The organism is Curtobacterium sp. SORGH_AS_0776, assembly GCF_031453355.1.
Lineage (GTDB): Bacteria > Actinomycetota > Actinomycetes > Actinomycetales > Microbacteriaceae > Curtobacterium.
Map to the genome: position 1 here is coordinate 2801139 of NZ_JAVIYU010000001.1, position 26245 is coordinate 2827383.

The following is a 26245-nucleotide window of genomic DNA, read 5'->3' on the forward strand; positions in this document are numbered from 1 at the left end:
CGACGCGCACCGCCCGCCCGACCCGGCCGCCACACCCCGCCAACGACGGAACGGGCGGCCCTCCCGCAGGAGAGCCGCCCGTTCGAGCGTCCGGAGGACTGCTTACTTGCCGAAGCTCTTGAAGCGCTGGTTGAACTTCTCGACGCGACCGGCCGAGTCGAGGATGCGCTGCTTGCCCGTGTAGAACGGGTGCGACGCGGACGAGATCTCGACGTCGATGACCGGGTAGGTCGCACCGTCGAGCTCGATGGTCTTGTCGCTGTTCGCGGTCGAACGCGTCAGGAACGTCTCACCGGAAGCCAGGTCACGGAAGACGATGGCGCGGTACTCGGGGTGGATGTCGGTCTTCATGGAGATTCCTCGGTTGCGATGATGGGGACGTGCGCGGCACTCGTACGAGCACGACGCGGGAAGTCTGCGGCTTGCGCCAGCCGTCTACGTTACCAGACGACCGGCCGGATCGGGAGCAGTGTCACGATGCGCGCGCCGTGTACCGGCCGGCGTCCTTCGACACGGTGAGCTCGATGCCGAACGCCTCGGTCAGGGTCGGAGCGGTCAGGACCTCGTCGATCGGCCCAGCAGCCTGCACGTGCCCGTCCGCGAGCACCAGGGCGTGGGTGAACCCGGCGGGGATCTCCTCGACGTGGTGGGTCACGATGACGATGGCCGGCGAGTCCTCGCTCTGCGCGTAGCCGCCGAGGGTCCGCACGAGGCTCTCACGCGCGCCGAGGTCGAGGGACGCGGCCGGCTCGTCGAGGAACAGGATCTCGGGGTCGGTCATCACGGCACGGGCGATCTGGACGCGCTTCTGCTCGCCGTCGCTGAGCTCACCGAAGGTCCGGTCGGTGAAGGCACCGAGGCCCCACTCGTCGAGCACACGCTGGGCGCGGCGGACGTCGAGCTCCTCGTACTCCTCATTCCAGCGGCCCGTCACCGAGTACGCCGCGGTGAGCACGACGTCGATGACCTTCTCGGTGACCGGGATGCGGCGCGCGAGGGCCGTCGACGCGAAGCCGATGCGCGGACGCAGCTCGAACAGGTCGGCACCGCCGAGCTCGGTGCCGAGGACCTCGACCTCACCCGAGGTCGGGAAGGTCTGGGCGCCGGCGACCTGCAGCAGCGTCGTCTTGCCGGCACCGTTGGCACCGAGGACGACCCAGCGTTCGTCGTCCTGCACCTCCCACGAGATCCCGTCGAGGATGGTGGCCCCGTTGCGGACCACGGAGACGTCTGACAAGCGCACGACCGAGGGCATGCGACCAGCCTAGGGGTTCTGCCCGAGCACCTCGTCGTAGACCTGGCGTGGTCCGCCGGGCGATCGCGTCCCAGGTGAACTCGGTCTCGACGCGGAGGCGTCCGGCGCGGCCCATGAGCTTCGCGAGCCCCTCGTCGGCGAGCACCTCGGTGAGGGTCGCGGCGAGGTCGGCCACGTAGCGGTCCGGGTCCGTCGGGGTCCCGGTGCCGTCCTGTGCCTGGTCGATCGGCACGATGCGACCGGTCAGTCCGTCCGCCACGACCTCGGGGATGCCCCCGGTGCCGGTGCCGACGACGGGGATCCCGCACGCCATCGCCTCGAGGTTGACGATCCCGAGCGGCTCGTAGATCGACGGGCACACGAACACGGTGCCCGACGAGAGCACGTTGACGATCTCCTCGTGCGCGAGCATCCGGTCGATCCAGACCACCCCGTCACGAGCGGAACGCAGCGAGTCGACCAGACCCGTGACCTCGGCCATGATCTCCGGCGTGTCCGGCGCACCGGCGCAGAGCACGATCTGCACGTCCGCCGGCAGCGAGGCCACCGCCCGCAGCAGGTACGGCAGGCCCTTCTGCCGGGTGATGCGTCCGACGAACACGACCGAGCGACGCGACGGGTCGATCCCGAGCGCGCGGACGGCGTCCTCGTCGACGGTGGGCTTCCACTCGTCGATGTCGATGCCGTTGTAGACGACGTGCACCTTCGCGGGGTCGATCGACGGGTACGAGCGGAGGATGTCCGCCCGCATCGCCTTCGACACGGCGATGACACCGTCGGCGTGCACGAACGCCTCGCGCTCCATCCAGCTCGACAGCCGGTACCCGCCGCCGAGCTGTTCGGCCTTCCACGGGCGGAGCGGCTCGAGGCTGTGCGCCGTGACGACGTGCGGGATGCCGTAGGTCAGCTGCGCGATGCGTCCCGCCGAGTTCGCGTACCAGGTGTGCGAGTGCACGAGATCGGCACCTTCGACGTCCGCGGCGATCGCGACGTCGGTGCCGAGTGCCTGCAGCGCGCCGTTCGCCTGCTCGAGGCCGCCCGGCGTGCGGTAGGCCCACACGTCGGCCTCGTCGCGGAACGCCCCGAAGGCGCGGACGCGCACCTCGGTGTCGGTGTCGGACCGCAGCGCCGCGGTCAGTTCGGCCACGTGGACACCCGCACCGCCGTAGACCTCCGGCGGATACTCCCTGGTCAGCAGATCGACTCGCACGCGTTCAACGTAACCGGTTCCCAGTGCTGACGCCTACTGTGAGCGGCATGGCACCAAAGAAGGTCTTCGGCATCGTGCTCGCCGGCGGCGAGGGGAAACGGCTCATGCCGCTCACGGCCGACCGTGCGAAACCCGCTGTCCCGTTCGGCGGGAACTTCCGTCTCATCGACTTCGCGCTCTCCAACCTCGTCAACTCCGGACTGCAGAAGATCGTCGTCCTGACGCAGTACAAGTCGCACAGTCTCGACCGCCACGTCGCCGAGACCTGGCGCATGGAGGGCCTGCTCGGGTCCTACGTCGCGTCGGTGCCGGCGCAGCAGCGGCTCGGCAAGCGGTGGTTCGCCGGGTCGGCCGACGCGATCCTGCAGTCGCTCAACCTGCTCCGCGACGAACGCCCCGACATCGTCGTCGTGGTCGGCGCCGACCACGTGTACCGGATGGACTTCCACCAGATGGTCGAGGCGCACATCGCGTCGGGCCGCAGCGCCACGGTCGCCGCGATCCGCCAGCCGATCGGCCTCGCCGACCAGTTCGGCGTGATCCAGGTCGCCGACGACGACCCGACGAAGATCGAGGCGTTCCTCGAGAAGCCGAAGGACGCCGTCGGGCTCGCGGACTCCCCCGGCGAGATCCTCGCGTCGATGGGCAACTACGTCTTCGACGCCGACGCGCTGGTCGACGCCGTCCTCCGCGACGGCCAGATCGAGGCGTCGGACCACGACATGGGCGGCGACATCGTCCCGGACTTCGTCGCGCGTGGCGACGCGGGCGTCTACGACCTCAAGCGCAACGACGTCCCCGGGTCGAACGAGCGCGACCGGTACTACTGGCGCGACGTCGGGACGATCGACTCGTTCTACGACGCGCACATGGACCTCATCGCGCCCGTCCCGGTCTTCAACCTGTACAACCAGGACTGGCCGATCTTCAACCAGCAGACGAACCTGCCCCCGGCGAAGTTCGTCCGCGACGCGAACGGCAACACCGGCTCGACGGTCGACTCCCTCGTGTCGCTCGGCTGTCTCGTGTCCGGCGCCCAGGTCGAGCGCAGCATGATCGGCCCCTGGTGCGGCATCGACTCCGGCGCGAAGGTCCTCGACTCGATCGTCTTCGAACGCGCTTCGATCGGCGCCGGCTCCGTCGTGAACCGCGCCATCCTCGACAAGGACGTGGTGATCGCCCCCGGCGCCCAGGTCGGCATCGACCGCGAAGCGGACGAAGCGCGCGGCTTCACCGTCACCGAGTCCGGCATCACGGTCGTCGGCAAGGGCGTGCGCGTCGACGCGTAGCGTCGCGCGGGCAGGAACGGACGGCCCAGGAGGCGCGGCTGGCGTCATGAACGCCGGCCGCGCCTCCTGAGTCGGTACCGTTGGTGCGTGCCACGCTTCCTCGTCGTCCTCGATGCCGATTCCACGCTCCTCGAGGACGAGGTCATCGAACTCCTGGCCGACGCGGCGGGGACCCGGCCACAGGTCCAGGCGATCACGGAGCGCGCCATGCGCGGCGAGATCGACTTCGCCGAGAGCCTCCGGGAGCGTGTCGCGACCCTGGCGGGCCTCCAGGACGACGTCTTCCGGGGTGCACAGCAGGCGGTCCGCGTGACGCGGGGCGCCGACCAGCTCGTCCGCGGGGTACACGCCGCCGGCGGGACCGTCGGCGTCGTGTCGGGCGGTTTCCACGAGGTCCTCGACCCGTTCGCCGAGCAGCTCGGACTCGACCACTGCCGGGCGAACCGGCTCGAGGTGGTGGACGGCGTCCTCACCGGGCGGGTCCTCGGCGACGTCGTGGACGCGCACGCCAAGGCCGTCGCACTGCGCGAGTGGGCCGCATCCGACGACGTGCCGATCGTCCGCACCGTCGCGATCGGCGACGGCGCCAACGACCTCGAGATGATGCGTGTGGCCGGACTGTCGGTCGCGTTCGACGCGAAGCCGCTCGTCCGCGAGCAGGCGGACGTCGCGGTCGTCGACCGTGACCTGTCGAGCGTGCTCGCGACGCTCGGCCTGCGCGGCTGACGCGCCGCCTGCCGCGCCGCGCCGGCCGGCCGAGACTCGGCCCCGCGGACAGTTTCGCGGCCGCTTCGCCACGAAGGTGTCCGCCGAGGCGAGACTCGGCGGGCGCGTCCCGGCCTAGTGCCCCATCCCGAGGCCGCCGTCGACCGGGATGACCGCGCCGGAGATGTACCCGGCCCCGTCGCCGGCGAGGAACAGCGTGGCGTCCGCGACGTCGTCGACGGTGCCGTACCGCGCCGCCGGGATCTGCTTCTTGAACTCGGCCTGCAGTTCTTCGGGCAGCGCCGCCGTCATGTCCGTCTGGATGAACCCGGGCGCGACGACGTTGGCGGTGATGCCGCGGGAGCCGAGCTCGCGCGTGATCGACCGGGCCATGCCGACGAGCGCGGCCTTCGACGACGCGTAGTTGACCTGGCCGACCTGGCCGTAGGCGCCGACGACGCTCGACATGAGCACGATGCGGCCGAACTTCGCCTTCATCATGCCCTTCGTGGCGCGCTTGACGACCCGGAACGTCCCCGTGAGGTTCGTGTCGATCACGCTCGTGAAGTCCTCCTCCGACATGCGGAGCAGCAGCTGGTCGTTCGTGATCCCGGCGTTCGCGACGAGGACCTCGATCGGGCCGAGCTCGGCCTCGACCTGCGAGAAGGCAGCGTCGACCGAGGCCGTGTCGGTGATGTCGGCCTGCACCGTGAGCGCGCCCTCGGGGCCGCCCTGGCCGCTGCGGGACGTGACCGCGACGCGGTGGCCGGCGGCGACGAAGCGCTCCGCGAGGGCGTGGCCGATGCCGCGGTTGCCGCCGGTGACGAGGACGGTACGGGGGGTGCTCATGGTCGCTCCGTTCGGGGTGGGTTGCACGGCGCGCCGGGCCCGGACCGGCTCGGACACGCCCGGAAGAGCGTACCGGAGCCGATACGCGCACCGTGTCCGCGCGCGGCGGAACCATCCGGGCCCGCGCGGAGTTAGGCTTTCCCTCGGGCAGAGGAAAGAACATCGGATGAAGACGACGCACAGCATCACCACCCTCCCGGACTCTCCGGAGCAGGATCGTGCGCACCGCCTGTCCCGGTACGTCTGGCAGATGGCCCTCCGCGTCGTGTTCTTCATCGGGGCGGTCGTCGTGTGGTCGATCTGGCACACGTGGATCGCCGTCATCCCGATCGTCCTCGCCGGCGTGATCCCCTGGGTCGCCGTCATCATCGCCAACGCGGGCAGCCGTGCCGAGAGCGACATCGTGACGCCTGCCGGTGCGATCCAGCTCTACGACGCCGTGGACCCGCGACTCCGCGAACAGCAGGAGGACGCCCGGGCCGAGGCGTACCGCGCCGAGCAGGACCGGCTGCGCGAGCAGGCGCAGGACGCGCAGGCCGAGTGGCAGCGCAACGGCGACCGCTCGCGTGTCTGGGGACGTCGCTGATGGGGGCCACGTTCGACCTCTTCACCGAACCCGGCTCGACCCCCGTGTGCTCGCGTGCCGGCTGCGTGTCGACCGCCTCGTGGCGCGTCAACTGGCGCAACCCGCGGATCCACGCGACCGACCGGGTGAAGATCTGGGCCGCGTGCGACGAGCACCGTGACTTCCTCGCCGACTACCTCCGGTCCCGGTCGTTCCCCGTCCGGGTCACGGGCATGCACGAGGACGTGGACCGCCTCGACGACGAACGCGACCCGGCCGACGCCCCGAAGAACGACGTCGGTGCACGCGCAGCCGGTGACCGTCGGTGAGCCAGCAGTTCGACCCGAGCTCCCGCTACGGCCGACGACACGCGCAGAAGCTCGAGCGTGCTGCAGCCGCCTCCGCCGCCGACGGCACCACCCGGACCGCCGAGCGTGATCCGGACGAGCCCTTCGTCGGCTGGCGCTTCGTCCGCAGCCGGCGGTGGCTCGGCTACTTCGCCATCGCGGTGGCGTTCGCGATCGTGTGCGCGCTGTTCGGCATGTGGCAGTGGGACCGCCGGAACGAGGCCGTCCGCCAGAACGAGCAGGTCGCGCAGAACTACGAGCACACCCCGGTCCCCCTCGACGAGGCGCTCCCGACGGCGTCGAGCTGGAACGACGGCAAGACCTGGCTCCGCGTGAGCGTCACCGGTCGCTACGACACCGACGACCAGCTGCTCGTCCGGAACCGCGTGCACAACGGCCAGCCCGGCTTCGAGGTCCTCACGCCGCTCGTCACGGCCGACGGTCGTGCGTTCGTCGTCGACCGCGGCTGGGTCCCCACCGGCAACGCGCAAGACGCGCCCGACCACGTGCCCGCTCCCCCGTCCGGCGAGGTCACGGCGATCGTCCGCCTGCAGCCGAGCGAACCGCGCATCCCCGGCCGCACCGACCCGGCCCACACCGACCAGGTGCAGTCCGTGACGCTGTCCGACGTCGGCAAGAAGGTCGACACGCCCATCTACACCGGGGCGTACGGGCAGCTCGCGTCCGAGTCCCCCGCCCCGACCGAGGCTCGCCCGCTCGGCTGGGAGCGCCCGACGGCCGACACGGGGCTGCACCTCAGCTACTTCATCCAGTGGTTCATGTTCGCGGTCGGCGGGTTCGGGTTCCTCGCCTACCTGATGGTGCAGGAGTTCCGGAACCTGAACCAGGACGACCCCGAGGAGCGCGAGCGCGCCCTCGAGCGCCAGCGCCGCAAGGACGCGAAGCCGAAGACGGACGCACAGATCGAGGACGAGCTGCTGAACGCGGGTCGCTGACGCCAGCACAGGGCTGACGCCACCCAGGACCGACAGGAGGCGCGGTGCCAGCTGGCACCGCGCCTCCTGTCCGTCGGCGGGTCGCGCCCGTCGGCGGTGCGGGTCACGCGAGCTCGATGAGCTCCGCGTAGTCCTTGTTCCAGTGGTCCTCGGTGCCGTCCGGCAGGAGCAGCACCCGCTCGGGGTTGAGCGCCTCGACCGCACCGGCGTCGTGCGACACCAGCACCACGGCACCCTCGTAGCCGGCCAGCGCGCCGAGGATCTCCTCGCGCGAGGCCGGGTCGAGGTTGTTCGTCGGCTCGTCGAGCAGCAGCACGTTCGCGCCCGACACAACGATCATCGCGAGCGAGAGCCGCGTCTTCTCACCGCCGGAGAGGACACCGGCCTTCTTGTAGCCGTCGTCGCCGGTGAACAGGAACGAGCCGAGGACCCGTCGCGCCTCGGTCTCGTTGAGGTCGTTCGACGCGGACACCATGTTCTCGATCACGGTGCGGTTCACGTCGATGTTCTCGTGCTCCTGCGCGTAGTACCCGATCCGCAGGCCGTGCCCGGGCAGGATCTCCCCCGTGTCCGGCTGGTCGGCGCCCGCGAGGATGCGCAGCAACGTCGTCTTGCCGGCACCGTTGAACCCGAGGATCACGACGCGCGAGCCCCGGTCGATGGCGAGGTCCACGCCGGCGAAGATCTCGAGCGACCCGTAGGACTTCGACAGCCCCTCGGCCATCAGCGGGGTGCGGCCGCAGGGCGTCGGGGTCGGGAAGCGGAGCTTCGCGACGCGGTCGACTGCGCGCTCGTCCTCGAGCCCGGCGAGGAGCTTCTCGGCACGCGCGACCATCTGGTGCGCCGCTGCGGCCTTCGTGGCCTTCGCACCGAAGCGGGCGGCCTGGTCCTTGAGCGTGGCGGCCTTCTTCTCGGCGTTCGCGCGCTCCTTGCGGCGGCGCTCCTCGTCGGCGGCACGCTGCCGCTGGTAGAGCTTCCACCCCATGTTGTAGACGTCGATCGACTGGCGGTTGGCGTCGAGGTAGAAGACCCGGTTGACGACCTCGTCCACGAGCTCGACGTCGTGCGAGATGACGATCACACCGCCCGGGTACGTCTTGAGGTGCTCGCGCAGCCAGATGATCGAGTCGGCGTCGAGGTGGTTCGTCGGCTCGTCGAGGATCATCGTCTCGGCGTCCGAGAACAGGATCCGGGCGAGCTCGATGCGACGGCGCTGACCACCCGACAGCGTCTTGAGCTGCTGGTCGAGGATGCGGTCCGGCAGCTTGAGGTTCGACGCGATCGACGCCGCCTCGGCCTCGGCCGCGTAGCCGCCGAGCGCGTTGAACTGGTCGTCGAGCCGGCTGTACCGACGCATGGCCTTCTCGGCGACGGCGGTGTCCGTGCTGGCCATGTCCAGCGTGGCCTGGCGGATGCCCTCGACGAGCTCGCCGAGCCCACGGGCGTCGAGGATGCGCTTGCGGGCGGTGTCCTCCGGGTTGCCGGAGCGGGGGTCCTGCGGCAGGTACCCGATCTCGCCGGAGCGGTCGATCTTGCCCCCGGTCGGCTGGGTCTCACCCGCCAGGGCCTTGGTCATCGTGGTCTTCCCCGCGCCGTTCCGGCCGACGAGGCCGATCTTGTCGCCCTTCTCGACGCGGAAGGACACGTTCTCCATCAGGAGGCGAGCCCCGACGCGGATCTCGAGGTCGTGCACGGCAAGCACAGCAGACGTCCAATCAGTTGGTGGATGTGCACAACGGTGTGTGCGGGAGGTGCACCGCTACGCTGACGGGACCGATGGTCCCGAACGGGACCAGCAGTCCATTCTAGGAGAATCCATGACGAACGCCACCGGGTTCGCTCGCCGCGCAGTCCTCGCCGACCGTCTGCGCACCCACGGCCTGGCCACGAACGCCGCCCTGGTCGCCGGCGGAGCACTCTTCACCGCCGCCATGGCGCAGGTCGAGGTGCCGATGTGGCCGGTGCCGATCACGGGCCAGACCCTGGCGGTCGTGCTCGTCGGTGCCACCCTCGGTGCCCGCCGCGGCATGCTGTCGCTCCTCGTCTACGCGGTCGCGGGACTCGCCGGTGCGCCGTTCTTCGCCGACTTCACGGGTGGCCTCGGCGCCCTCGCCGTGCCGAGCTTCGGCTACGTCATCGGCTTCATCCCCGCCGCCGGCGTCATCGGCTGGCTCGCCCGTCGCGACTGGGACCGCCACGTGGGCCGCGCCGCGGTGGCGATGCTCGTCGCCAGCGCGATCCCGTTCGTCACCGGTCTCCCCTACCTGGCCGTCGTGCTCGGACAGCTCGGCGCGCCGAACGATCTGCAGTCGGTCCTCGCGGCCGGCCTCTACCCGTTCATCGTGGGTGGCATCGCGAAGGCCCTCATCGCCGCGGGCATCGTGCCGCTGGCGTGGAAGGTCCTCGGCCGCCGCTGAGTCCCGTCGTAGAAGGGCCCCGCACCGTCCGGTGCGGGGCCCTTCTGCGTGCGCGGGCGCGCGCGGGGCGTCGCCGAGGTCGCACGACACGCCGTGCGCGGTGCGCCGAGGTCGCACGACACGCCGCTGGCGCGCGTCGCGGGCGACAGGTTGCGCGACCTCGGCGTCGCGCCCCGCGCGGGTCGCCGGCACAGACGGACGGGAGGCGCGGTGCCAGCCGGCACCGCGCCTCCCGTCCGTCAGGGGGTCGCGACTAGATCGAGAACCCGAGCGCGCGCATCATCTCGCGCCCGTCGTCGGTGATCCGCTCCGGGCCCCACGGCGGCATCCAGACCCAGTTGATCCGGAACGCGTCGACGATGCCGTCCAGCGCGTTCGCCGTGTCGCCCTCGATGACGTCGGTCAGGGGGCAGCCCGCGCTCGTCAGGGTCATGCTGATCACGAGCGCGGTCGCCTCGTCGTCCCAGGCGAGGTCGTAGATGAGCCCGAGGTCGACGATGTTCACGCCGAGTTCCGGGTCCTGGACCTCCTTGAGGCCCTCGACGACCTCGTCGAACTTCTCCGGTGCGAGTGCGGTGATCATCAGTTCCCCGCCGCGGCGGCTGCGGCCTGCACGTAGCGGTCGTAGCCCTCGTTCTCGAGGCGCTCGGCGAGCTCGGGGCCACCCTGCTCGGCGACCTTGCCCGCGACGAACACGTGCACGAAGTCCGGCTTGATGTAGCGGAGGATGCGCGTGTAGTGGGTGATGAGCAGCACGCCGAGACCGGTCGCGGCCTTGGCACGGTTGACGCCCTCGGACACGATCTTCAGCGCGTCGACGTCGAGGCCGGAGTCGGTCTCGTCGAGCACGGCGAACTTCGGCTTGAGGAGCTCCAGCTGCATGATCTCGTGGCGCTTCTTCTCGCCGCCGGAGAAGCCCTCGTTGACGTTGCGCTCGGCGAAGGCCGAGTCCATCTTGAGGTCGGCCATCGACTGGCGGAGGTCCTTGACCCAGCTGCGGAGCGCCGGGGCCTCGCCGTCGATCGCGGTCTTGGCCGTGCGGAGGAAGTTCGACACCGTCACGCCGGGGATCTCCACCGGGTACTGCATGGCGAGGAACATGCCGGCACGGGCACGCTCGTCGACGCTCATCGCGAGGACGTCCTCGCCGTCGAGCGTGATCGAGCCACCGACGACGTTGTACCGGGGGTGGCCGGCGATCGTGTAGGCGAGGGTGGACTTGCCCGAGCCGTTCGGCCCCATGATCGCGTGGATCTCGCCCTCGTTGATGGTGAGGTCGACGCCCTTGAGGATCTCCTTGACACCCTGGTCGGTGTCGATCGAGACCTGCAGGTCGCGGATTTCGAGAGTGGACATTGCGTTCCTTCGGTTGCAGCTGGTGTGCGGCGTCAGCCGCGGGAAGTGAGTGGAGGCCGGTGACGGCCGGGTCGGAGCGGTCTCAGTCGACCGGGACGGGGTCGTGCACGTCGACGTAGACCTCGCCGTCGCGGACCTCGACACGGAAGACCGGGACGGGTTCGTACGCCGGGAAGTTCTGCGGCTTGCCGGTGGCCAGCGAGAAGCGGGACCCGTGGGCCCAGCACTCGAGCGTGTCGCCCTCGACGAACCCCTCCGCCAGGGAGATGTCCCCGTGGGTGCATGTGTCGCCGATCGCGTGCACGGTGCCGGCGGAGTCCTTGACGATGGCGACCGCGGTGCCGTCGACCACGGCGCGCATCGGGCTGTCCACCTGGATGTCCGCCTCGGCACAGACCTTCGTCGACATCAGGCGGAGGCCTCCGGTGCGGCCTCGGCGATGACCGAGCGCCCCTCGGCGAGCTCCTGCTCGACCGCGGCGATGAGGCGTCCCTCGAGCTCGGGCGCACCGATCTTCTGGATGACCTCGACGAGGAAGCCGAGCACGACGAGACGACGTGCCTCTTCCTCGGGGATGCCGCGGGACTGCAGGTAGAACAGCTGCTCGTCGTCGAAGCGGCCGGTCGCACTCGCGTGTCCGGCGCCCTCGATGTTGCCCGTCTCGATCTCGAGGTTCGGGATGCTGTCCGCGCGCGTGCCGTCGGTGAGGACGAGGTTGCGGTTCTGCTCGTACGAGTCCGTGCCGTCGCCGGCGCGCCCGATGAGCACGTCGCCGATCCAGACCGTGTGCGCACCCTGGCCCTGCAGCGCGCCCTTGTAGTTGACCCGACCGCGCGTGTTGGGCGCGTCGTGGTTCACGTAGACCTGCTGCTCGATGTACTGACCGGCGTCGGCGAAGTACACGCCGTACATCTCCGTGTCGGCACCCTGCGCACCGAGGTGCGTCGAGGGGTTGACCCGGATGACGTCGCCGCCGAGCGAGACCACGACGTGCTTGAGGAAGGCGTCGCGGCCGACCTCGGCGAAGTGGGTCGACACGTGCACCGCGTCGTCGTCCCAGTCCTGCAGGCTGACGACGGTCAGGCGGGCGCCGTCGCGGACGACGATCTCGACGTTCTCGCTGAGGAGCGCCGAGCCGCGGTTGTCGAGCACGACGATGCCCTGCGCGTGCGCCTCGGCCGTGATGACCGTGTGCGCGGCGCGGGGCTGCGTGCCGAAGTCGGAGCGCGTGATCGTGATGAACTCGTGCGCCTCGGTGGACTTGACCGTGATGGCCAGGACCGCGTCGCGAGCGGTCCAGGCGGCCGCGGCGGCGCGGTCCTCGGGCAGGCCGGCGGTGCCGACGCGGGGGTCGTCGCTGCGACCCCACTCGACGTCGGCGCCGTCGGACTGGCGGGCGAGGAACGGGTAGGCGGAACCGTCGAGACCACCGTCGAGCAGGGGCTGGAGCTTCGCGAGGGGCGCGAACTTCCAGTTCACCTCTCGCCCGGTGACGGTCGGGAACGCGTCGACGTCACCGGACTGGAACCGCTCGGAGCGGGTCTGCACCGGGATCGTCTTGTCGGGCGCGTCCCAGCCGCCGTCGGAGTGTGCTCCGGCGCCGTGCTGCGTGGTCGCCGCGGGCTCGATCGGCTGGTCGATGTGGGGAGGGGTGGTGCTGGACATCTAGCCGACGGATCCTTCCATGCTCATCTCGATGAGCTTGTTGAGTTCGAGTGCGTACTCCATCGGGAGCTCGCGGGCGATCGGCTCGATGAAGCCGCGGACGATCATCGCCATCGCCTCGTCCTCGGGCATGCCGCGCGACATGAGGTAGAACAGCTGCTCCTCGCTCACGCGGGAGACCGTGGCCTCGTGCCCGAGCTGGACGTCGTCGACGCGGATGTCGATCGCCGGGTAGGTGTCCGACCGGCTGATGGTGTCCACCAGCAGCGCGTCGCACCGCACGGTGTTCGCCGCGTGGTGGGCTGCCGGGTCGACCCGGACCTCACCGCGGTACCCCGCGCGACCGCCACCACGGGCGATCGACTTCGACACGATCGACGACGTCGTGTACGGCGCCATGTGGATCATCTTCGCGCCGGCGTCCTGGTGCTGGCCGGGGCCGGCGAAGGCGACGGAGAGCGTCTCGCCCTTGGCGTGCTCACCCGCGAGGTAGATCGAGGGGTACTTCATCGTCACCTTGGAACCGATGTTGCCGTCGATCCACTCCATCGTGGCGCCCTCGTGCGCGATCGCACGCTTGGTCACGAGGTTGTAGACGTTGTTCGACCAGTTCTGGATCGTCGTGTACCGAACGCGGGCGTTCTTCTTCACGATGATCTCGACGACGGCCGAGTGCAGCGAGTCCGACTTGTAGATCGGGGCGGTGCAGCCCTCGATGTAGTGGACGTAGGAGTCCTCGTCCGCGATGATCAGCGTCCGCTCGAACTGGCCCATGTTCTCGGTGTTGATCCGGAAGTAGGCCTGCAGCGGGATCTCGACGTGGACGCCCTTCGGGACGTAGACGAACGAGCCGCCGGACCACACGGCCGTGTTCAGCGCGGCGAACTTGTTGTCGCCGGCCGGGATCACGGTGCCGAAGTACTCCTCGAAGATCTCGGGGTGCTCGCGGAGCGCCGTGTCGGTGTCCATGAAGATGACACCCTGCTGCTCCAGGTCCTCGCGGATCTGGTGGTACACGACCTCGGACTCGTACTGCGCGGCGACACCGGCGACGAGGCGCTGGCGCTCGGCCTCGGGGATGCCGAGCTTCTCGTAGGTCGCGCGGATGTCCTCGGGGAGGTCTTCCCACGACTGCGCCTGCTTCTCGGTGGAGCGCACGAAGTACTTGATGTTGTCGAAGTCGATGCCCGTCAGGTCGGCACCCCACGTCGGCATCGGCTTGCGGCCGAAGAGCTGCAGGCCCTTGAGCCGGTTCTTGAGCATCCACTCGGGCTCGGACTTGAGGTTCGAGATGTCGGTCACGACCTCTTCCGAGATGCCGCGGCGAGCAGAGGCGCCGGCCGAGTCGGAGTCGGACCAGCCGAACTCGTATTGGCCGAGCCCTTCGAGCTCGGGACGGTCGATGAGCACGTCGGACATGGTCTCCTCGTTTCCTTCTCGCGGCAGCGTCTTCGGGTGTCAACCCGTGGCGTCTGGACGCCATTCCACCGCAGACCCCCGACACGCTCGTCGCGTGCACGGTGGACACGGTGTTGCTCCCTCGCAACGTCGATGGTTCCACACAGCCCTGAGTGTCGACGTCCTGGGTGTGAACGGCGATCTCGGACCATTCGGAGCCGGCGCCTGCCTAGACTTGACTGCTGCTGAACCCTCGAATCCTACAGGTTCGCTGCACGGAACAACAGGAAGGCACCACGCTCGTGACTCGCGTCGCATCCCCCGTCGACCAGGACGTCCGCCCTGCGCGGTGGTGGTCGCTCCCCCGTGTCGTCGACCAGCGTGTCGTCGTCCTCGCCTGGGCGTCCTTCGTCGTCGAGGTGATCCTGATCGGCACGGGCGGCCTCGTCCGCCTCACCGCATCGGGTCTCGGGTGCCCGACCTGGCCGAAGTGCACGGCGGACTCCCTCGTCTCGACGCCCGAGATGGGCATCCACGGCGTCATCGAGTTCGGCAACCGACTGCTCACCTTCGTGCTCGTCGTCGTCGCGATCGCCATGTTCCTGCTCGTCGTCCGGATGCGCCGCACGCGCCCCGAACTGTTCTGGCTCGCGTTCGCCCAGGGCGCAGCGATCCCGGTGCAGGCCGTGATCGGCGGCATGAGCGTCTGGACCAACCTCAACCCGTTCGTCGTCGGGCTGCACTTCGTCGTCTCCGCCGCGCTCACGGCGGTCACCGCCGCACTCGTCTACCGCGCCATGCGCGGTCCGCGCACCGCCGAGCGGCTCGTCCCCGGCTGGTACACGGGCGTCGTGCGCGGCACCGTCGCCGCGGTCGTCGTCACCGTGCTCGTCGGCATCCTCACCACGGGCAGCGGCCCGCACGCCGGCGCCGACGAGGCGGTCGACGGCGGACGACTGCACCGCACGGGCTTCGACCCCGCCGTGATGGAGCACCTGCACGCGATCCCCGCCTACGTGCTGTTCGCCCTGACCCTCGTCCTCGTGGTCGGCGCGGTCCGCCTGCGCCTGTCGAGCAAGTGGGCGCTGCTGCTCCTGGTGGTCGAGTTCGTCCAGATCGCCGTCGGGCTCACCCAGGCGCGTACGGGGCTGCCGGTCGGTCTGGTGGGGACGCACATGGTCCTCGCGGGCCTGCTCGTCGGCGCCACCACGGTCGTGACGCTCTCCACGCGCGGCACCGCCGGTCGCCAGGCCGTCCGCGAGCCGATCGCGGGCTGACGCGCGGCGCACCGCTCGCGGTCGCCGACACCCCACGAGTCGATCGACTCGTGGGGTGTCGTTCGTCGTGCGGAACGCGACCAGCTGACGGACTGGAGGCGCGGTTCGGGCCCGTCACGCGCCTCCAGGCCGGTGGGTGGTCGCGCCCGGCGCCTCCTGCGGACCCGGAACGACCCCACCGACGTCGTACGACGACGGCCTCGTCGCACGCCAGCGCGGCCAACAACCCGCGCCCGCAACGAACGACATCGTCGCTGTCGAACGACAGCGACGATGTCGCACGGGGTCCGCAGCCGAGACAGTCGCGCGGCCACCCGGCCAGCGCTAGAAGGTGAAGACCTGCGGCAGCAGCGGGTCGATGCCCACGGCGATGAACAGCAGCGTCAGGTACGTGATCGAGCTGTGGAAGACGCGCATCGGCTGCACGTGCTCCACGTGCTGGATCGCCCGCGAGTACAGCCGGTGCGACTCGACGACGAACCAGATGCCACCGGCCAGCGCGACCACCGTGTAGAGCGGCCCCATGTGCGCGACCGGGATGAGCAGCAGCGAGCAGACGAGCGTCGCCCACGCGTAGAGGACGACCTGGAGACCGACCACCGTGCGACCGCGGACGACCGCGAGCATCGGCACGTCGGCGGCGTCGTAGTCGTCGCGGTACTTCATCGACAGCGGCCAGTAGTGCGGCGGCGTCCAGAGGAAGATCACCATGAAGAGGATGACCGGCGCCCAGGTGAGCGACCCGGTGACGCCCGCCCAGCCGATCAGCACGGGCATGCAGCCGGCCGAACCGCCCCAGACGATGTTCTGCGGGGTGCGGCGCTTGAGCCACAGCGTGTAGACGAAGACGTAGATGAGGATCGCGATGACGCTCAGGGCGGCCGCGAGCCAGTTCACCAGGAACCCGAGGACCGCGGTCGACGCGACGCCGAGCACCCACGAGAAGACGAGTGCCTCACGGTCGGAGAGCTCACCGGTCACGAGCGGCCGGGTGCTCGTGCGCTTCATGAGGCGGTCGATGTCACGATCGATGTAGCAGTTGAAGGCCGAGGCGGACCCGGCCGACATCGCGCCACCGAGCATCGTCCAGAAGACGAGCCACAGGTCCGGCACGCCGCGCTCGGCGAGGAACATCGTCGGCGCCGTCGTGACGAGCAGCAGCTCCATGACCCGCGGCTTCGTCAGTGAGACGTAGGCACGCACCTTGCGCGACAGCGTCGAGCGGGGTCGATCGGTGTCGGGCCGGGTCACGGTGGCAGTCGGCAAGGGAACCTCAGTCTGTTCGCGTCAGCTCACACGCTCGGTGGACGGCTCCGTCGTCGTCGGGGCGTGCGTCGACCCGGAATGCGCACGGGTCCCCGACAGTTTACGTGATGGAGGCGCCGCGATGATGCCCCGCCCCGCCATCCGGACCGAAGTCACCCACCGACACGCCCGGCCGACGGCGGGTCCCCGCGACGACGAGTGAACAACCGGCGTCACCTGAACCCCTTCTGAGTGCATGGTCACTATGCTGGAGTCGCCCTCCCGCAGTGCGTGCCCCGATGACGTCGGCCGCGAAGAGCCGGTCGGCCGCCGCGAGACGGCGACCCGACGAAGGCCCCGGGACGGCGATCATGTCCGTGCGATGGCACGAGCCCTCGCACATGTCGCATCAAGAAGGGTCAACATCCAAGTGGCTGAATTCACCTGGGACGCCATCGACAGGAAGGCCGTCGACACGGCCCGCGTACTCGCCGCCGACTCGGTCGAGGCCGCCGGCAACGGTCACCCCGGCACCGCGATGAGCCTCGCGCCGGTCGCCCACCTGCTCTTCCAGAAGGTGATGCGTCGCGACCCCAGCGACTCCACCTGGATCGGCCGCGACCGCTTCATCCTCTCCGCCGGTCACGCCTCGATCCTCCAGTACGTGCAGTTCTACCTGCACGGCTACGGCCTCGAGCTCGAGGACCTCCAGCACCTCCGCAAGTGGGGCTCGAAGACCCCGGGTCACCCGGAGTACGGCCACACCGACGGCGTCGAGATCACCACCGGCCCGCTCGGCCAGGGCCTCGCCTCGGCCGTGGGCTTCGGCTACGCGCAGCGCTTCGAGCGCGGCCTCTTCGACCCGGAGACCGCCGACGGCGAGTCGCCGTTCGACCACTTCACCTACGTGATCGCCGGCGACGGCGACATGCAGGAAGGCGTCACGAACGAGGCCGCGAGCCTCGCCGGCCGCCAGCAGCTCGGTCGTCTGGTCGTCTTCTACGACTCGAACCAGATCTCGATCGAGGACGACACCGACATCTCCTTCTCGGAGAGCGTCCCGGACCGCTACGAGGCGCTCGGCTGGCACGTCCAGACGGTCGACTGGAAGAAGACGGGCGAGTACTCGGAAGACGTCGAGTCCCTCTTCGCCGCGGTCGAGGCCGCCAAGGCCGTCACCGACAAGCCGTCGCTCATCGTCCTCAAGACGATCATCGGCTGGCCGTCGCCGACCAAGCAGAACTCCGGCAAGATCCACGGCTCCGCCCTCGGTGGCGAGGAGCTCAAGGGCCTCAAGGAGGTCCTCGGCTTCGACCCCGAGCAGACCTTCCACGTCGACCCCGAGGTGCTCGAGTACACCCGCGGTGCCGTCGCCAAGGGGCAGGCGCAGCACGCCGAGTGGCAGAAGACCTTCGACGCGTGGGCCGCGGCCAACCCCGAGAAGAAGACGCTCCTCGACCGCATCAACGCCGGCGAGCTCCCCGAGGGCCTCGAAGAAGCCCTCCCGGTCTTCCCGACCGAGAAGGCCGTCTCGACCCGTGCCGCCTCCGGCAAGGTCATCAACGCCATCGCGCCGCTCATGCCCGAGTTCTGGGGCGGCTCGGCCGACCTCGCCGAGTCGAACCTGACCACGATCGAGGGCGCCAAGTCCTTCGGTCCGGTCGAGGCCTCGACCAAGGCGTGGAGCACCGACCCGTACGGCCGCGTGCTGCACTTCGGCATCCGCGAGCACGCGATGGGCTCGATCCTGTCGGGCATCGTCCTGCACGGGAACACCCGCCCCTTCGGCGGCACGTTCCTCATCTTCAGCGACTACATGCGTCCGGCGGTCCGTCTCGCCGCGCTCATGCAGGCGCCGGCGATCTACGTCTGGACGCACGACTCCGTCGCCCTCGGTGAGGACGGCCCGACGCACCAGCCGATCGAGCAGCTCAGCGCCCTCCGCGCGATCCCGGGTCTGGACGTCGTCCGACCTGCCGACGCCAACGAGGTCGCCTACGCCTGGCTCGAGATGCTCAAGCACAAGGACCGCCCGGCCGGCATCGCGCTGAGCCGTCAGAACCTCCCCGTCTTCGAGCGTGGCGAGGGCGACGCCTCCGGTGAGGTCTTCGCCTCGGCGAAGAACGTCGCCAAGGGCGCGTACGTCCTGGCCGAGGCGCCGAACGGCACCCCCGACGTGATCCTCATCGCGACCGGTTCCGAGGTCCAGATCGCCGTCGAGGCCCGCGAGCAGCTCAAGGGCGAGGGCATCAACGCCCGCGTCGTGAGCGCCCCGTCGCTCGAGTGGTTCCGCGCCCAGTCCGAGAACTACCAGGACCAGGTGCTGCCGAAGAACGTCACCGCGCGCGTCTCGGTCGAGGCCGGGATCGCCATGAGCTGGCGCGACATCATCGGCGACAAGGGCCGCAGCGTCTCGATCGAGCACTTCGGTGCCTCGGCCGACTACCAGACGCTGTTCAAGGAGTTCGGCTTCACGACGGAGCACGTCGTGGCCGCCGCGAAGGAATCCCTCGCGGCTTCCTGACCCCCCGAGGGCCGGGTCCGGTTCGCCGGATCCGGCCCTTCTTCCGGGAGGCGCGGCTCGGCCCCGCCACGCGCCTCCCGGTCCCCCAGACCCCGGCCACCAGGCCGATGAAGGAAAGAAGAGAAACACATGGCTGAGAACACCCCCACCGCCGCGCTCTCCGCGGTCGGCGTGAGCATCTGGCTCGACGACCTGTCCCGCGAGCTCCTCGAGACCGGCAAGCTCGAGTCCCTCATCGCCGAGAAGAACGTCGTCGGCGTCACGACGAACCCGACGATCTTCGCCTCGGCCCTCGCCAAGGGCGAGCGCTACGACGCACAGGTCAAGGAGCTGGCCGCCGCCGGCACCGAGGTCACCGACGCGATCTTCGAGATCACCACGCAGGACGTCGCCAACGCGTCCGACGTCTTCAAGCCGATCTACGACTCGACCAAGGGCTTCGACGGCCGCGTGTCGATCGAGGTCGAGCCGGGCCTCGCGCACGAGACCCAGAAGACCATCGAGCAGGCCAAGTTCCTGTTCGACAAGGTCGGCAAGGAGAACGTCCTCATCAAGATCCCGGCAACGGTCGAGGGTCTCGAGGCCATCACCGAGGTCATCGCCGCCGGCATCTCGGTCAACGTCACCCTGATCTTCTCGCTCGAGCGCTACCGCGCCGTCATCGACGCCTACCTCGGTGGCCTCGAGAAGGCCAAGGCCGCCGGCCACGACCTCTCGAAGATCCACTCGGTCGCGTCCTTCTTCGTGTCGCGCGTCGACTCGGAGATCGACAAGCGTCTCGACGCCGTCGGCACGGACGAGGCGAAGGCCCTCAAGTCGAAGGCCGGCATCGCCAACGCGCAGCTCGCCTACCAGGTCTGGACCGAGGCGTTCGCCTCCGAGCGCGCCCTCGGCCTGCTCGAGGCCGGTGCGAACACGCAGCGTCCGCTCTGGGCCTCGACCGGTGTCAAGGACCCGTCGCTCCCCGACACGCTCTACGTGACCGAGCTGGCCGCGCCGAGCACCGTCAACACCATGCCGGGCAAGACCCTCGACGCCACGTTCGACCACGGCGAGATCCACGGCGACGCCATCGCCGGCTCGTTCGACGCCGCGCAGCAGGTCCTCGACCAGCTCGCTGCCCAGGGCATCGACTACGACGACGTCGTGGCGCTGCTCGAGAAGGAGGGCGTCGACAAGTTCAACGTCTCGTGGGGCGAGCTCGTCGACACCGTCAAGAACGCACTCGAGGGCGCCAAGTAGTGACGGTGTCCATCGCCGCCAGCGGTGACGCGGCGCGGGCCATCGAACTGGTGGTCCCGCGCCTCGTCACCGATCTGGTGGCGTCGGGCATCACTGCCCAGGACCCCGAGCTCTGGGGTCCCGACGCCGAGGCCGAGGCGTCGAAGCGTCTCGGCTGGGTGGAGGCCGTCTCGGTCTCCCGCCCGCTCGTCGCCGAGATCGTCGCGCTGCGCGAGTCGCTCCTCGCCGAAGGGGTCGACCACGTCGTCCTCGCCGGCATGGGCGGCTCGTCGCTCGCGCCCGAGGTCATCACCCGGACCGCAGGCGTGCCGCTCACGGTCCTCGACTCCACCGACCCGGCGCAGGTCCGCGCCGCCGTGGAGCACCAGCTGGACCGCACCGTGCTGGTCGTGTCCTCGAAGTCGGGTTCGACGCTCGAGACCGACTCGCAGCGCCGTGTCTACGAGCAGGCCTTCCGCGACGCCGGCATCGACCCGGCGAAGCGCATCGTCGTCGTCACCGACCCGGGCTCCCCGCTAGAGGCCGTCGCGACGGACGCCGGGTACCGCGTCTTCACCGCCGACCCGAACGTCGGCGGCCGCTACTCCGCACTGACCGCGTTCGGCCTGGTGCCGTCCGGCCTCGCCGGTGCCGACATCGCGGAGCTCCTCGACGAGGCCGACGCCATCTCGGCGCTGCTCTCGGTCGACATCGACGAGAACCCCGGCCTCGTGCTCGGCGCCGTCCTCGGGGGCACTGCGCCCCTCCGCTCCACGATCGGTATCGTCGCGGACGGCACCCACATCGTCGGGTTCGGCGACTGGGTGGAACAGCTGATCGCGGAGTCCACCGGCAAGGACGGCCGCGGCTTGCTGCCGGTCGTGCTCGACGTCGACTCCCCCGAGGTGACCGCTGAACTGCCCGACCTGCAGGTGATCCGACTCGTCGGCTCCCGCGAGGACGAGCGCCACGTCGCCGAGGGCGAGGTCGAGATCACCGGCACGCTCGGCGGCCAGCTCCTCGTGTGGGAGTACGCCGTGGCCGTCGCCGGTCGCCTGCTCGGCATCGACCCGTTCGACCAGCCCGACGTCGAGGCCGCCAAGTCCGCGGCCCGCGCCCTCCTGGACGACCGCCCGGCACCGACCGAACCGGCCTTCACCGAGGACGGCACCGCCGTCCACGCGACCGAGGGCCTGGCGGTCGGGACGACGATCGCGGATGCCGTGTCGCGCCTCCTGGACCACGTCGGCCCCACCGGCTACCTGGCCGTGCAGGCGTACGTGGACCGCACCGCGAACCCGGACCTCGAATCGCTGCGCGACGCCTTCGCGGCGCGCACCGGCCGACCCGTCACGTTCGGCTACGGACCGCGCTTCCTGCACTCGACCGGCCAGTACCACAAGGGCGGCCCGGCGAACGGGGTGTTCCTGCAGATCGTGGCCGACGAGCCCGACGACCTGGCCATCCCCGGTCGTCCGTTCACGTTCGGCCAGCTCATCCAGGCCCAGGCCTCCGGCGACGCGAGTGTCCTCGCGCAGCACGGCCGCCCGGTCCTGACCCTCACGACGACGGACGTCGCGGCTGCCACCGCAGCACTGACGGCCGCCGTCACCCTCTGACTCTCGAAGGAGTTCACCGACTCATGTCACCGGTGGCAATCACCCCGGAGCACAACCCGCTCCGGCTGCCGACGGATCGTCGACTGAACCGGATCGCGGGACCCAGCACCCTCATCATCTTCGGCGTGACGGGCGACCTGTCCCGCAAGAAGCTGATGCCCGCGGTCTACGACCTGGCGAACCGAGGGCTCCTGCCCCCGGGGTTCGCCCTCGTCGGGTTCGCTCGACGTGACTGGGAGGACCAAGACTTCTCCCAGCTCGTCCACGACGCGGTCCAGGAGCACTCGCGCACCCCGTTCGACGAGGACGTCTGGCGTCAGCTCGAACAGGGCATCCGGTTCGTCCAGGGATCGTTCGACGACCCCGAGGCGTTCCGCGAGCTCAAGCGGACCGTCGACACGCTGGACGCGGAGCGCGGGACGCTCGGCAACCACGCGTTCTACCTGTCCATCCCGCCGAAGATGTTCCCCGTGGTCACCGAGCAGCTCAAGCTGTCCGGGCTGACCGAGAAGCGCGAGGACTCGTGGAGCCGCGTGGTCGTCGAGAAGCCCTTCGGCTCCGACCTCCGCACGGCGCGCGAGCTGAACGCGATCGTCGAGAGCGTCTTCGCTCCGGACGACGTGTTCCGCATCGACCACTACCTCGGCAAGGAGACCGTCCAGAACCTCCTGACGCTGCGGTTCGCGAACCAGATGTACGAACCCATCTGGAACTCGAACTACGTCGACCACGTGCAGATCACGATGGCCGAGGACATCGGCGTCGCCGGACGTGCCGCGTACTACGACGGCATCGGTGCGGCGCGCGACGTCATCCAGAACCACCTCCTGCAGCTCCTCGCGCTCACCGCGATGGAGGAGCCGGTCTCGTTCAAGGCGGCGGACCTCCGCGCCGAGAAGGAGAAGGTCCTCTCCGCGGTGCGCCTGCCCGAGGACCTGTCGACCGCCACGGCCCGCGGGCAGTACGCCGGCGGCTGGCAGGGCGGCGAGAAGGTGCTCGGCTTCCTCGAGGAAGCGGGCATGGACCCCGAGTCCGGCACCGAGACCTACGCGGCGATCAAGCTCGACATCGCGACCCGTCGCTGGCAGGGCGTCCCGTTCTACCTCCGCGCCGGCAAGCGTCTCGGTCGCCGCGTGACCGAGATCGCGATCGTGTTCAAGCGTGTCCCCGAGGACGTCTACGGCAACTCGCAGTCGCCCCTCGGCCAGAACGCGCTCGTCATCCGTGTGCAGCCGGACGAGGGCGTCACGCTCCGCTTCGGCTCGAAGGTCCCCGGCGTCGGCACGCAGGTGCGCGACGTGACGATGGACTTCGGCTACGGCCACGCGTTCACCGAGGCCTCGCCCGAGGCGTACGAGCGACTCATCCTCGACGTGCTCCTCGGTGACCCGCCCCTGTTCCCCCGTCACCAAGAGGTGGAACTGTCGTGGAAGATCCTCGACCCGATCGAGGAGTTCTGGGCCACGCAGGGCCAGCCCGAGCAGTACCGTCCCGGCACGTGGGGCCCGGCATCCGCCGACGCCCTGCTCGCCCGCGACGGCCGGACCTGGAGGCGTCCATGAAGATCGACCTGCCGAACACCACGGTCTCGAAGATCCAGAAGAAGCTCGTCCACATCCGCGAAGAGGGCGGCGCCGTCGCCCTCGGTCGTGTCCTGACCCTCATCATCTCGACGGCCCTCGGGCACGAGGAAGAGGCGATCGAGGCCGCGAACGAGGCGTCCCGCGAGCACCCGATGCGCGTCATCATCGTGTCGAAGAACGACGGCGACACGAAGTCGCCCGGTCGCCTCGACGCGCAGATCCGCGTCGGCAGCGACGCGGGTGCGAGCGAGGTCATCGTCCTCCGCGCCTACGGCGAGACCGCGACCGACGAGGAGAGCCTGGTCACCGGCCTCCTCCTGCCGGACGCGCCCGTCGTGGCCTGGTGGCCGCAGACCGCCCCGGAGCAGCCCTCGGCCTCGGCCCTGGGTCGCATCGCCCAGCGACGGATCACCGACGCGGCCGCGCAGAAGGACCCGAACGGTGCGATCGAGGCCCTCGGCGCCTCGTACGTGCCGGGCGACACCGACTTCGCGTGGACCCGTCTCACCCTGTGGCGGAACCAGCTCGCCGCGGCGCTCGACCAGCCGCCGTACGAGCCGATCACCGCCGTCGAGGTCTCGGGTGCGTACGACAGCCCGTCGACGATCCTGCTCGCCGCGTGGCTGCAGCTGCAGCTCGAGGTGCCGGTGGCCGTCGTCACGTCGCCGCGTGCGACCGGGTCGAGCGGCATCCACGGCGTGAAGCTCGTGCGCGAGTCCGGCACCATCGAGCTCGAGCGGTCCCTGGTGGACGTCGCGACGCTCTCGATGCCCGGGCAGCCGACGCACGACCTGTCGCTGCCGCGCCGCAACCTGCGCGACTGCCTGGCCGAGGAACTCCGTAGACTCGACCCGGACGTCCTCTTCGGAGACGTCGTCAAGCACGGGGTCCCCCAGCTGCGCGAGTCCATCGCCGGCTGAGCAAGCCCCACACGACCGGTCGGGCCGGCCGTCGTTCGTCCAGCGCGAGCGGCGGCCGGCCCGGACGGTCGGACCGACGGTGGTCGTACGACCGGTCGACCACCACGAACACGGGAGTCACGTGACCAACGAACGGCGGGTGCTGGTGCACCCGGACAAGCAGGCCCTCGGCGCTTCGGTCGCCGCACGCTTCATCACGAAGATCATCGACGTGCTCGACGAGCAGGAGCGCGCGGACATCGCCATCAGCGGTGGCTCCGTGTCCTCCCTCGTCCTCGCCGCGATCGGCCAGTCGCCGGCGCGTGAGAGCGTCGACTGGTCGAAGGTGCACGTGTGGTGGGTCGACGAGCGCTGGGTGCCCGCGGGCGATGCCGATCGCAACATCACCGGCACGCAGACGGACTTCTTCGACCACGTCGACATCCCGGAGTCGAACATCCACCCGATCGCGGCGTCGGACGCTGGCATCTCGATCGAGGACGCTGCGACCCGCTACGAGCAGGAGCTGCACGCCGCCGCGCCGGACGACGCCATCGCGCCCCGGTTCGACATCACGCTCCTCGGGGTCGGACCCGACGGTCACACCGCGTCGCTCTTCCCGGAGTTCCCGCAGCTCACGGTGACCGACCGCATCGTGCTGCCGGTGGACGACTCCCCCAAGCCGCCGCCGCAGCGCTTGACGCTCACCTACCCGGCGATCAACGCGTCGCAGCGCGTGTGGGTCATCCTGTCGGGTGCTGAGAAGGCCTCGGTCCTCGGGCTCGCGCTCGCGGGCGCCTCGGTCGACGAGGTCCCCGTCGGTGGCGTGCAGGGGCGCAAGCGCACCGTGTTCTTCGTGGACCAGGACGCCGCTCGCGACGTCCCCGAGAACCTCATCGCGTCGACGTACTAGACGCGGGTCCCTGACGGACGGGAGGCGCGGTGCCGGCTGGCACCGCGCCTCCCGTCCGTCCGTGGGTGGGGCCGCCCCGCGCGCGCCCGCCCGCCGGTCCGGCCCGCCCGCCGAGGTCGCACAAAGTGTCGCCCGCAGCGCGCGGAAGCAGCGCTTCGTGCGACCTCGGCGGCGCCCGCACGGCATGTCGCGCGACCTCGCCGGCCCCCCGCGCACCCACCACACGCACGAAGGCCCCCGTACCGGATCGGTACGGGGGCCTTCGGACGTCTCGTGCGACTACTTCGCGGTGCCGCGACGCTGACGGAGCTGCTGCAACGCGTCCTCGAGGAGCTGCGCCGCCTCTTCTTCGGTGCGGCGCTCCTTCACGTACGCGAGGTGCGTCTTGTACGGCTCGGTCTTGGAGACCACGGGAGGGTTGTCCTTGTCGCGACCAGCCGGGAGCCCGGTCGACGGCGAGTCCACCGTCTCGGGGATCTCGTCATCGGGGAGGCCGGCGGCGAAGTACCGCACGACCTCGTTGCCGAGGGCGTCCCAGTACGAGATCGCCACACGCTCGGCCTGGACCCCGCGGTCCTGCTCCCCCATCGGGCCCGCGCCGACGCGCGAACCCCGGATTGCACTGCCTCCGGATGCCATGGATCAGCTCCCCGCCGTGAACTTGTTGATGAGACCGAGCACGATGATCGACACGATCCAGAGGAGACCGAGGATCACCGTGATGCGGTTGAGGTTGCGCTCGGCGACGCCGGACGCCCCGAGGTTGCTCGTCACGCCGCCGCCGAACATGTCGGAGAGGCCGCCACCGCGGCCCTTGTGCAGCAGGATGAGGAGCGTGAGCAGGAGGCTCGTTATCGCGAGCAGGACCTGCAGCACGACGGAGAGAATCGCCACGACGTACCTTTCGTGTCAGTCAGCCATCCGAGTATACCGGCCAGGTGGTCGGCCGAGG

General features: G+C 70.0%; 25 protein-coding genes and 1 pseudogene. 13 read left to right on the top strand and 13 right to left on the bottom strand.

From position 1 onward, the window contains the following. Window positions 1-102: 102 nt before the first annotated feature. The 3 genes and pseudogenes from QE359_RS13805 to glgA all read right to left on the bottom strand — a co-directional run. On the bottom strand, window positions 103-351 hold the full coding sequence (locus tag QE359_RS13805; RefSeq protein WP_070419036.1) for a type B 50S ribosomal protein L31: 249 nt from the start codon (window positions 349-351) through the stop codon (window positions 103-105). Window positions 352-472: 121 nt separating this feature from the next. Continuing rightward, the gene (locus QE359_RS13810; protein ID WP_070419037.1) at window positions 473-1255 is read right to left on the bottom strand and encodes an ABC transporter ATP-binding protein; all 783 of its coding nucleotides are present in this window, start codon (window positions 1253-1255) and stop codon (window positions 473-475) included. A gap of 49 nt (window positions 1256-1304) precedes the next feature. Next, a pseudogene (gene glgA, locus QE359_RS13815) lies at window positions 1305-2465 on the bottom strand (glycogen synthase); the annotation flags it as partial. Between the two features lie 47 nt (window positions 2466-2512). Here glgA and QE359_RS13820 point away from each other — a divergent pair. Both QE359_RS13820 and serB read left to right on the top strand, forming a co-directional pair. Next, window positions 2513-3754: a glucose-1-phosphate adenylyltransferase gene (locus tag QE359_RS13820; RefSeq protein WP_070419039.1), complete on the top strand. Its 1242-nt coding sequence runs from the start codon at window positions 2513-2515 to the stop codon at window positions 3752-3754. 87 nt (window positions 3755-3841) lie between these two features. Further along, window positions 3842-4480 (top strand): phosphoserine phosphatase SerB, encoded by a 639-nt coding sequence (gene serB, locus QE359_RS13825; RefSeq protein ID WP_309779626.1) that lies wholly within the window; start codon window positions 3842-3844, stop codon window positions 4478-4480. Window positions 4481-4594: 114 nt separating this feature from the next. On the opposite strand, the gene fabG is transcribed toward serB, so the two are convergent. Further along, entirely contained in the window at window positions 4595-5308 is a 714-nt protein-coding gene (gene fabG, locus QE359_RS13830; RefSeq protein WP_070419041.1) for a 3-oxoacyl-ACP reductase FabG, read from the bottom strand. A 166-nt stretch (window positions 5309-5474) separates the two neighbouring features. Here fabG and QE359_RS13835 point away from each other — a divergent pair, with 166 nt between their 5' ends. Genes QE359_RS13835 through QE359_RS13845 form a run of 3 tightly spaced genes read left to right on the top strand, consistent with a single transcriptional unit; the run spans window position 5475 to window position 7176 of the window. Further along, complete coding sequence (locus QE359_RS13835) at window positions 5475-5894, top strand: DUF3099 domain-containing protein (protein WP_070419042.1); 420 nt, start codon at window positions 5475-5477, stop codon at window positions 5892-5894. Continuing rightward, complete coding sequence (locus QE359_RS13840; RefSeq protein ID WP_070419043.1) at window positions 5894-6202, top strand: hypothetical protein; 309 nt, start codon at window positions 5894-5896, stop codon at window positions 6200-6202. Before QE359_RS13835 ends, QE359_RS13840 begins: the two co-directional genes overlap by 1 nt. Next, window positions 6199-7176 carry an SURF1 family protein gene (locus QE359_RS13845; protein ID WP_309779627.1) on the top strand — a complete coding sequence of 326 codons (978 nt, stop codon included), beginning with the start codon at window positions 6199-6201 and terminating at the stop codon, window positions 7174-7176. The genes QE359_RS13840 and QE359_RS13845 overlap by 4 nt, the downstream gene beginning before the upstream one ends. Window positions 7177-7279: 103 nt before the next feature. Here the strand turns inward: QE359_RS13845 and QE359_RS13850 are convergent, their stop codons facing one another. Further along, window positions 7280-8878 (bottom strand): ABC-F family ATP-binding cassette domain-containing protein, encoded by a 1599-nt coding sequence (locus QE359_RS13850; protein ID WP_031261586.1) that lies wholly within the window; start codon window positions 8876-8878, stop codon window positions 7280-7282. Between the two features lie 115 nt (window positions 8879-8993). On the opposite strand from QE359_RS13850, the gene QE359_RS13855 reads away from it, so the two are divergent. Further along, the gene (locus QE359_RS13855) at window positions 8994-9593 is read left to right on the top strand and encodes a biotin transporter BioY (RefSeq protein ID WP_070419044.1); all 600 of its coding nucleotides are present in this window, start codon (window positions 8994-8996) and stop codon (window positions 9591-9593) included. Window positions 9594-9846: 253 nt separating this feature from the next. Here QE359_RS13855 and QE359_RS13860 read toward each other — a convergent pair whose 3' ends face one another. The 5 genes from QE359_RS13860 to sufB all read right to left on the bottom strand — a co-directional run bounded on the left by QE359_RS13860 (window position 9847) and on the right by sufB (window position 14033). Continuing rightward, entirely contained in the window at window positions 9847-10176 is a 330-nt protein-coding gene (locus QE359_RS13860) for a metal-sulfur cluster assembly factor (protein ID WP_022906025.1), read from the bottom strand. Next, window positions 10176-10949, bottom strand: coding sequence for a Fe-S cluster assembly ATPase SufC (sufC, locus tag QE359_RS13865; RefSeq protein WP_070419045.1), 774 nt, complete (start codon window positions 10947-10949; stop codon window positions 10176-10178). Before sufC ends, QE359_RS13860 begins: the two co-directional genes overlap by 1 nt. An 82-nt stretch (window positions 10950-11031) precedes the next feature. Further along, complete coding sequence (locus QE359_RS13870; protein WP_070419609.1) at window positions 11032-11361, bottom strand: non-heme iron oxygenase ferredoxin subunit; 330 nt, start codon at window positions 11359-11361, stop codon at window positions 11032-11034. Beyond that, a complete protein-coding gene (gene sufD / locus QE359_RS13875) occupies window positions 11358-12614 on the bottom strand; it encodes a Fe-S cluster assembly protein SufD (RefSeq protein ID WP_309779628.1) in 1257 nt (418 codons plus the stop codon). The genes QE359_RS13870 and sufD overlap by 4 nt, the downstream gene beginning before the upstream one ends. Beyond that, window positions 12615-14033, bottom strand: a complete 1419-nt coding sequence (sufB, locus tag QE359_RS13880; protein ID WP_070419047.1) for a Fe-S cluster assembly protein SufB — start codon at window positions 14031-14033, stop codon at window positions 12615-12617. 281 nt (window positions 14034-14314) lie between these two features. Here sufB and QE359_RS13885 point away from each other — a divergent pair, with 281 nt between their 5' ends. Next, on the top strand, window positions 14315-15289 hold the full coding sequence (locus QE359_RS13885) for a COX15/CtaA family protein (protein ID WP_309779629.1): 975 nt from the start codon (window positions 14315-14317) through the stop codon (window positions 15287-15289). Between the two features lie 324 nt (window positions 15290-15613). Here QE359_RS13885 and QE359_RS13890 read toward each other — a convergent pair whose 3' ends face one another. Beyond that, complete coding sequence (locus tag QE359_RS13890; protein ID WP_070416200.1) at window positions 15614-16540, bottom strand: heme o synthase; 927 nt, start codon at window positions 16538-16540, stop codon at window positions 15614-15616. A 424-nt stretch (window positions 16541-16964) separates the two neighbouring features. Between QE359_RS13890 and tkt the strand changes: the two genes are divergently transcribed. The 6 genes from tkt (at window position 16965) to pgl (ending at window position 25293) form a co-directional block, all read left to right on the top strand. Further along, window positions 16965-19058 (top strand): transketolase, encoded by a 2094-nt coding sequence (gene tkt, locus QE359_RS13895; RefSeq protein WP_309779630.1) that lies wholly within the window; start codon window positions 16965-16967, stop codon window positions 19056-19058. A gap of 129 nt (window positions 19059-19187) precedes the next feature. Further along, entirely contained in the window at window positions 19188-20300 is a 1113-nt protein-coding gene (tal, locus tag QE359_RS13900) for a transaldolase (protein WP_070416202.1), read from the top strand. Next, a complete protein-coding gene (locus QE359_RS13905; protein WP_309779631.1) occupies window positions 20300-21898 on the top strand; it encodes a glucose-6-phosphate isomerase in 1599 nt (532 codons plus the stop codon). Before tal ends, QE359_RS13905 begins: the two co-directional genes overlap by 1 nt. A 23-nt stretch (window positions 21899-21921) precedes the next feature. Beyond that, on the top strand, window positions 21922-23460 hold the full coding sequence (gene zwf / locus QE359_RS13910; protein ID WP_071296305.1) for a glucose-6-phosphate dehydrogenase: 1539 nt from the start codon (window positions 21922-21924) through the stop codon (window positions 23458-23460). After that, window positions 23457-24401: a glucose-6-phosphate dehydrogenase assembly protein OpcA gene (locus tag QE359_RS13915; RefSeq protein ID WP_070416205.1), complete on the top strand. Its 945-nt coding sequence runs from the start codon at window positions 23457-23459 to the stop codon at window positions 24399-24401. The genes zwf and QE359_RS13915 overlap by 4 nt, the downstream gene beginning before the upstream one ends. 121 nt (window positions 24402-24522) lie before the next feature. Then, complete coding sequence (pgl, locus tag QE359_RS13920) at window positions 24523-25293, top strand: 6-phosphogluconolactonase (protein WP_071296304.1); 771 nt, start codon at window positions 24523-24525, stop codon at window positions 25291-25293. 279 nt (window positions 25294-25572) lie between these two features. On the opposite strand, the gene QE359_RS13925 is transcribed toward pgl, so the two are convergent. Continuing rightward, window positions 25573-25932, bottom strand: coding sequence for an RNA polymerase-binding protein RbpA (locus QE359_RS13925; RefSeq protein WP_309779632.1), 360 nt, complete (start codon window positions 25930-25932; stop codon window positions 25573-25575). A gap of 3 nt (window positions 25933-25935) precedes the next feature. Beyond that, a complete protein-coding gene (gene secG, locus QE359_RS13930) occupies window positions 25936-26187 on the bottom strand; it encodes a preprotein translocase subunit SecG (protein ID WP_056124375.1) in 252 nt (83 codons plus the stop codon). Window positions 26188-26245 lie beyond the last annotated feature (58 nt).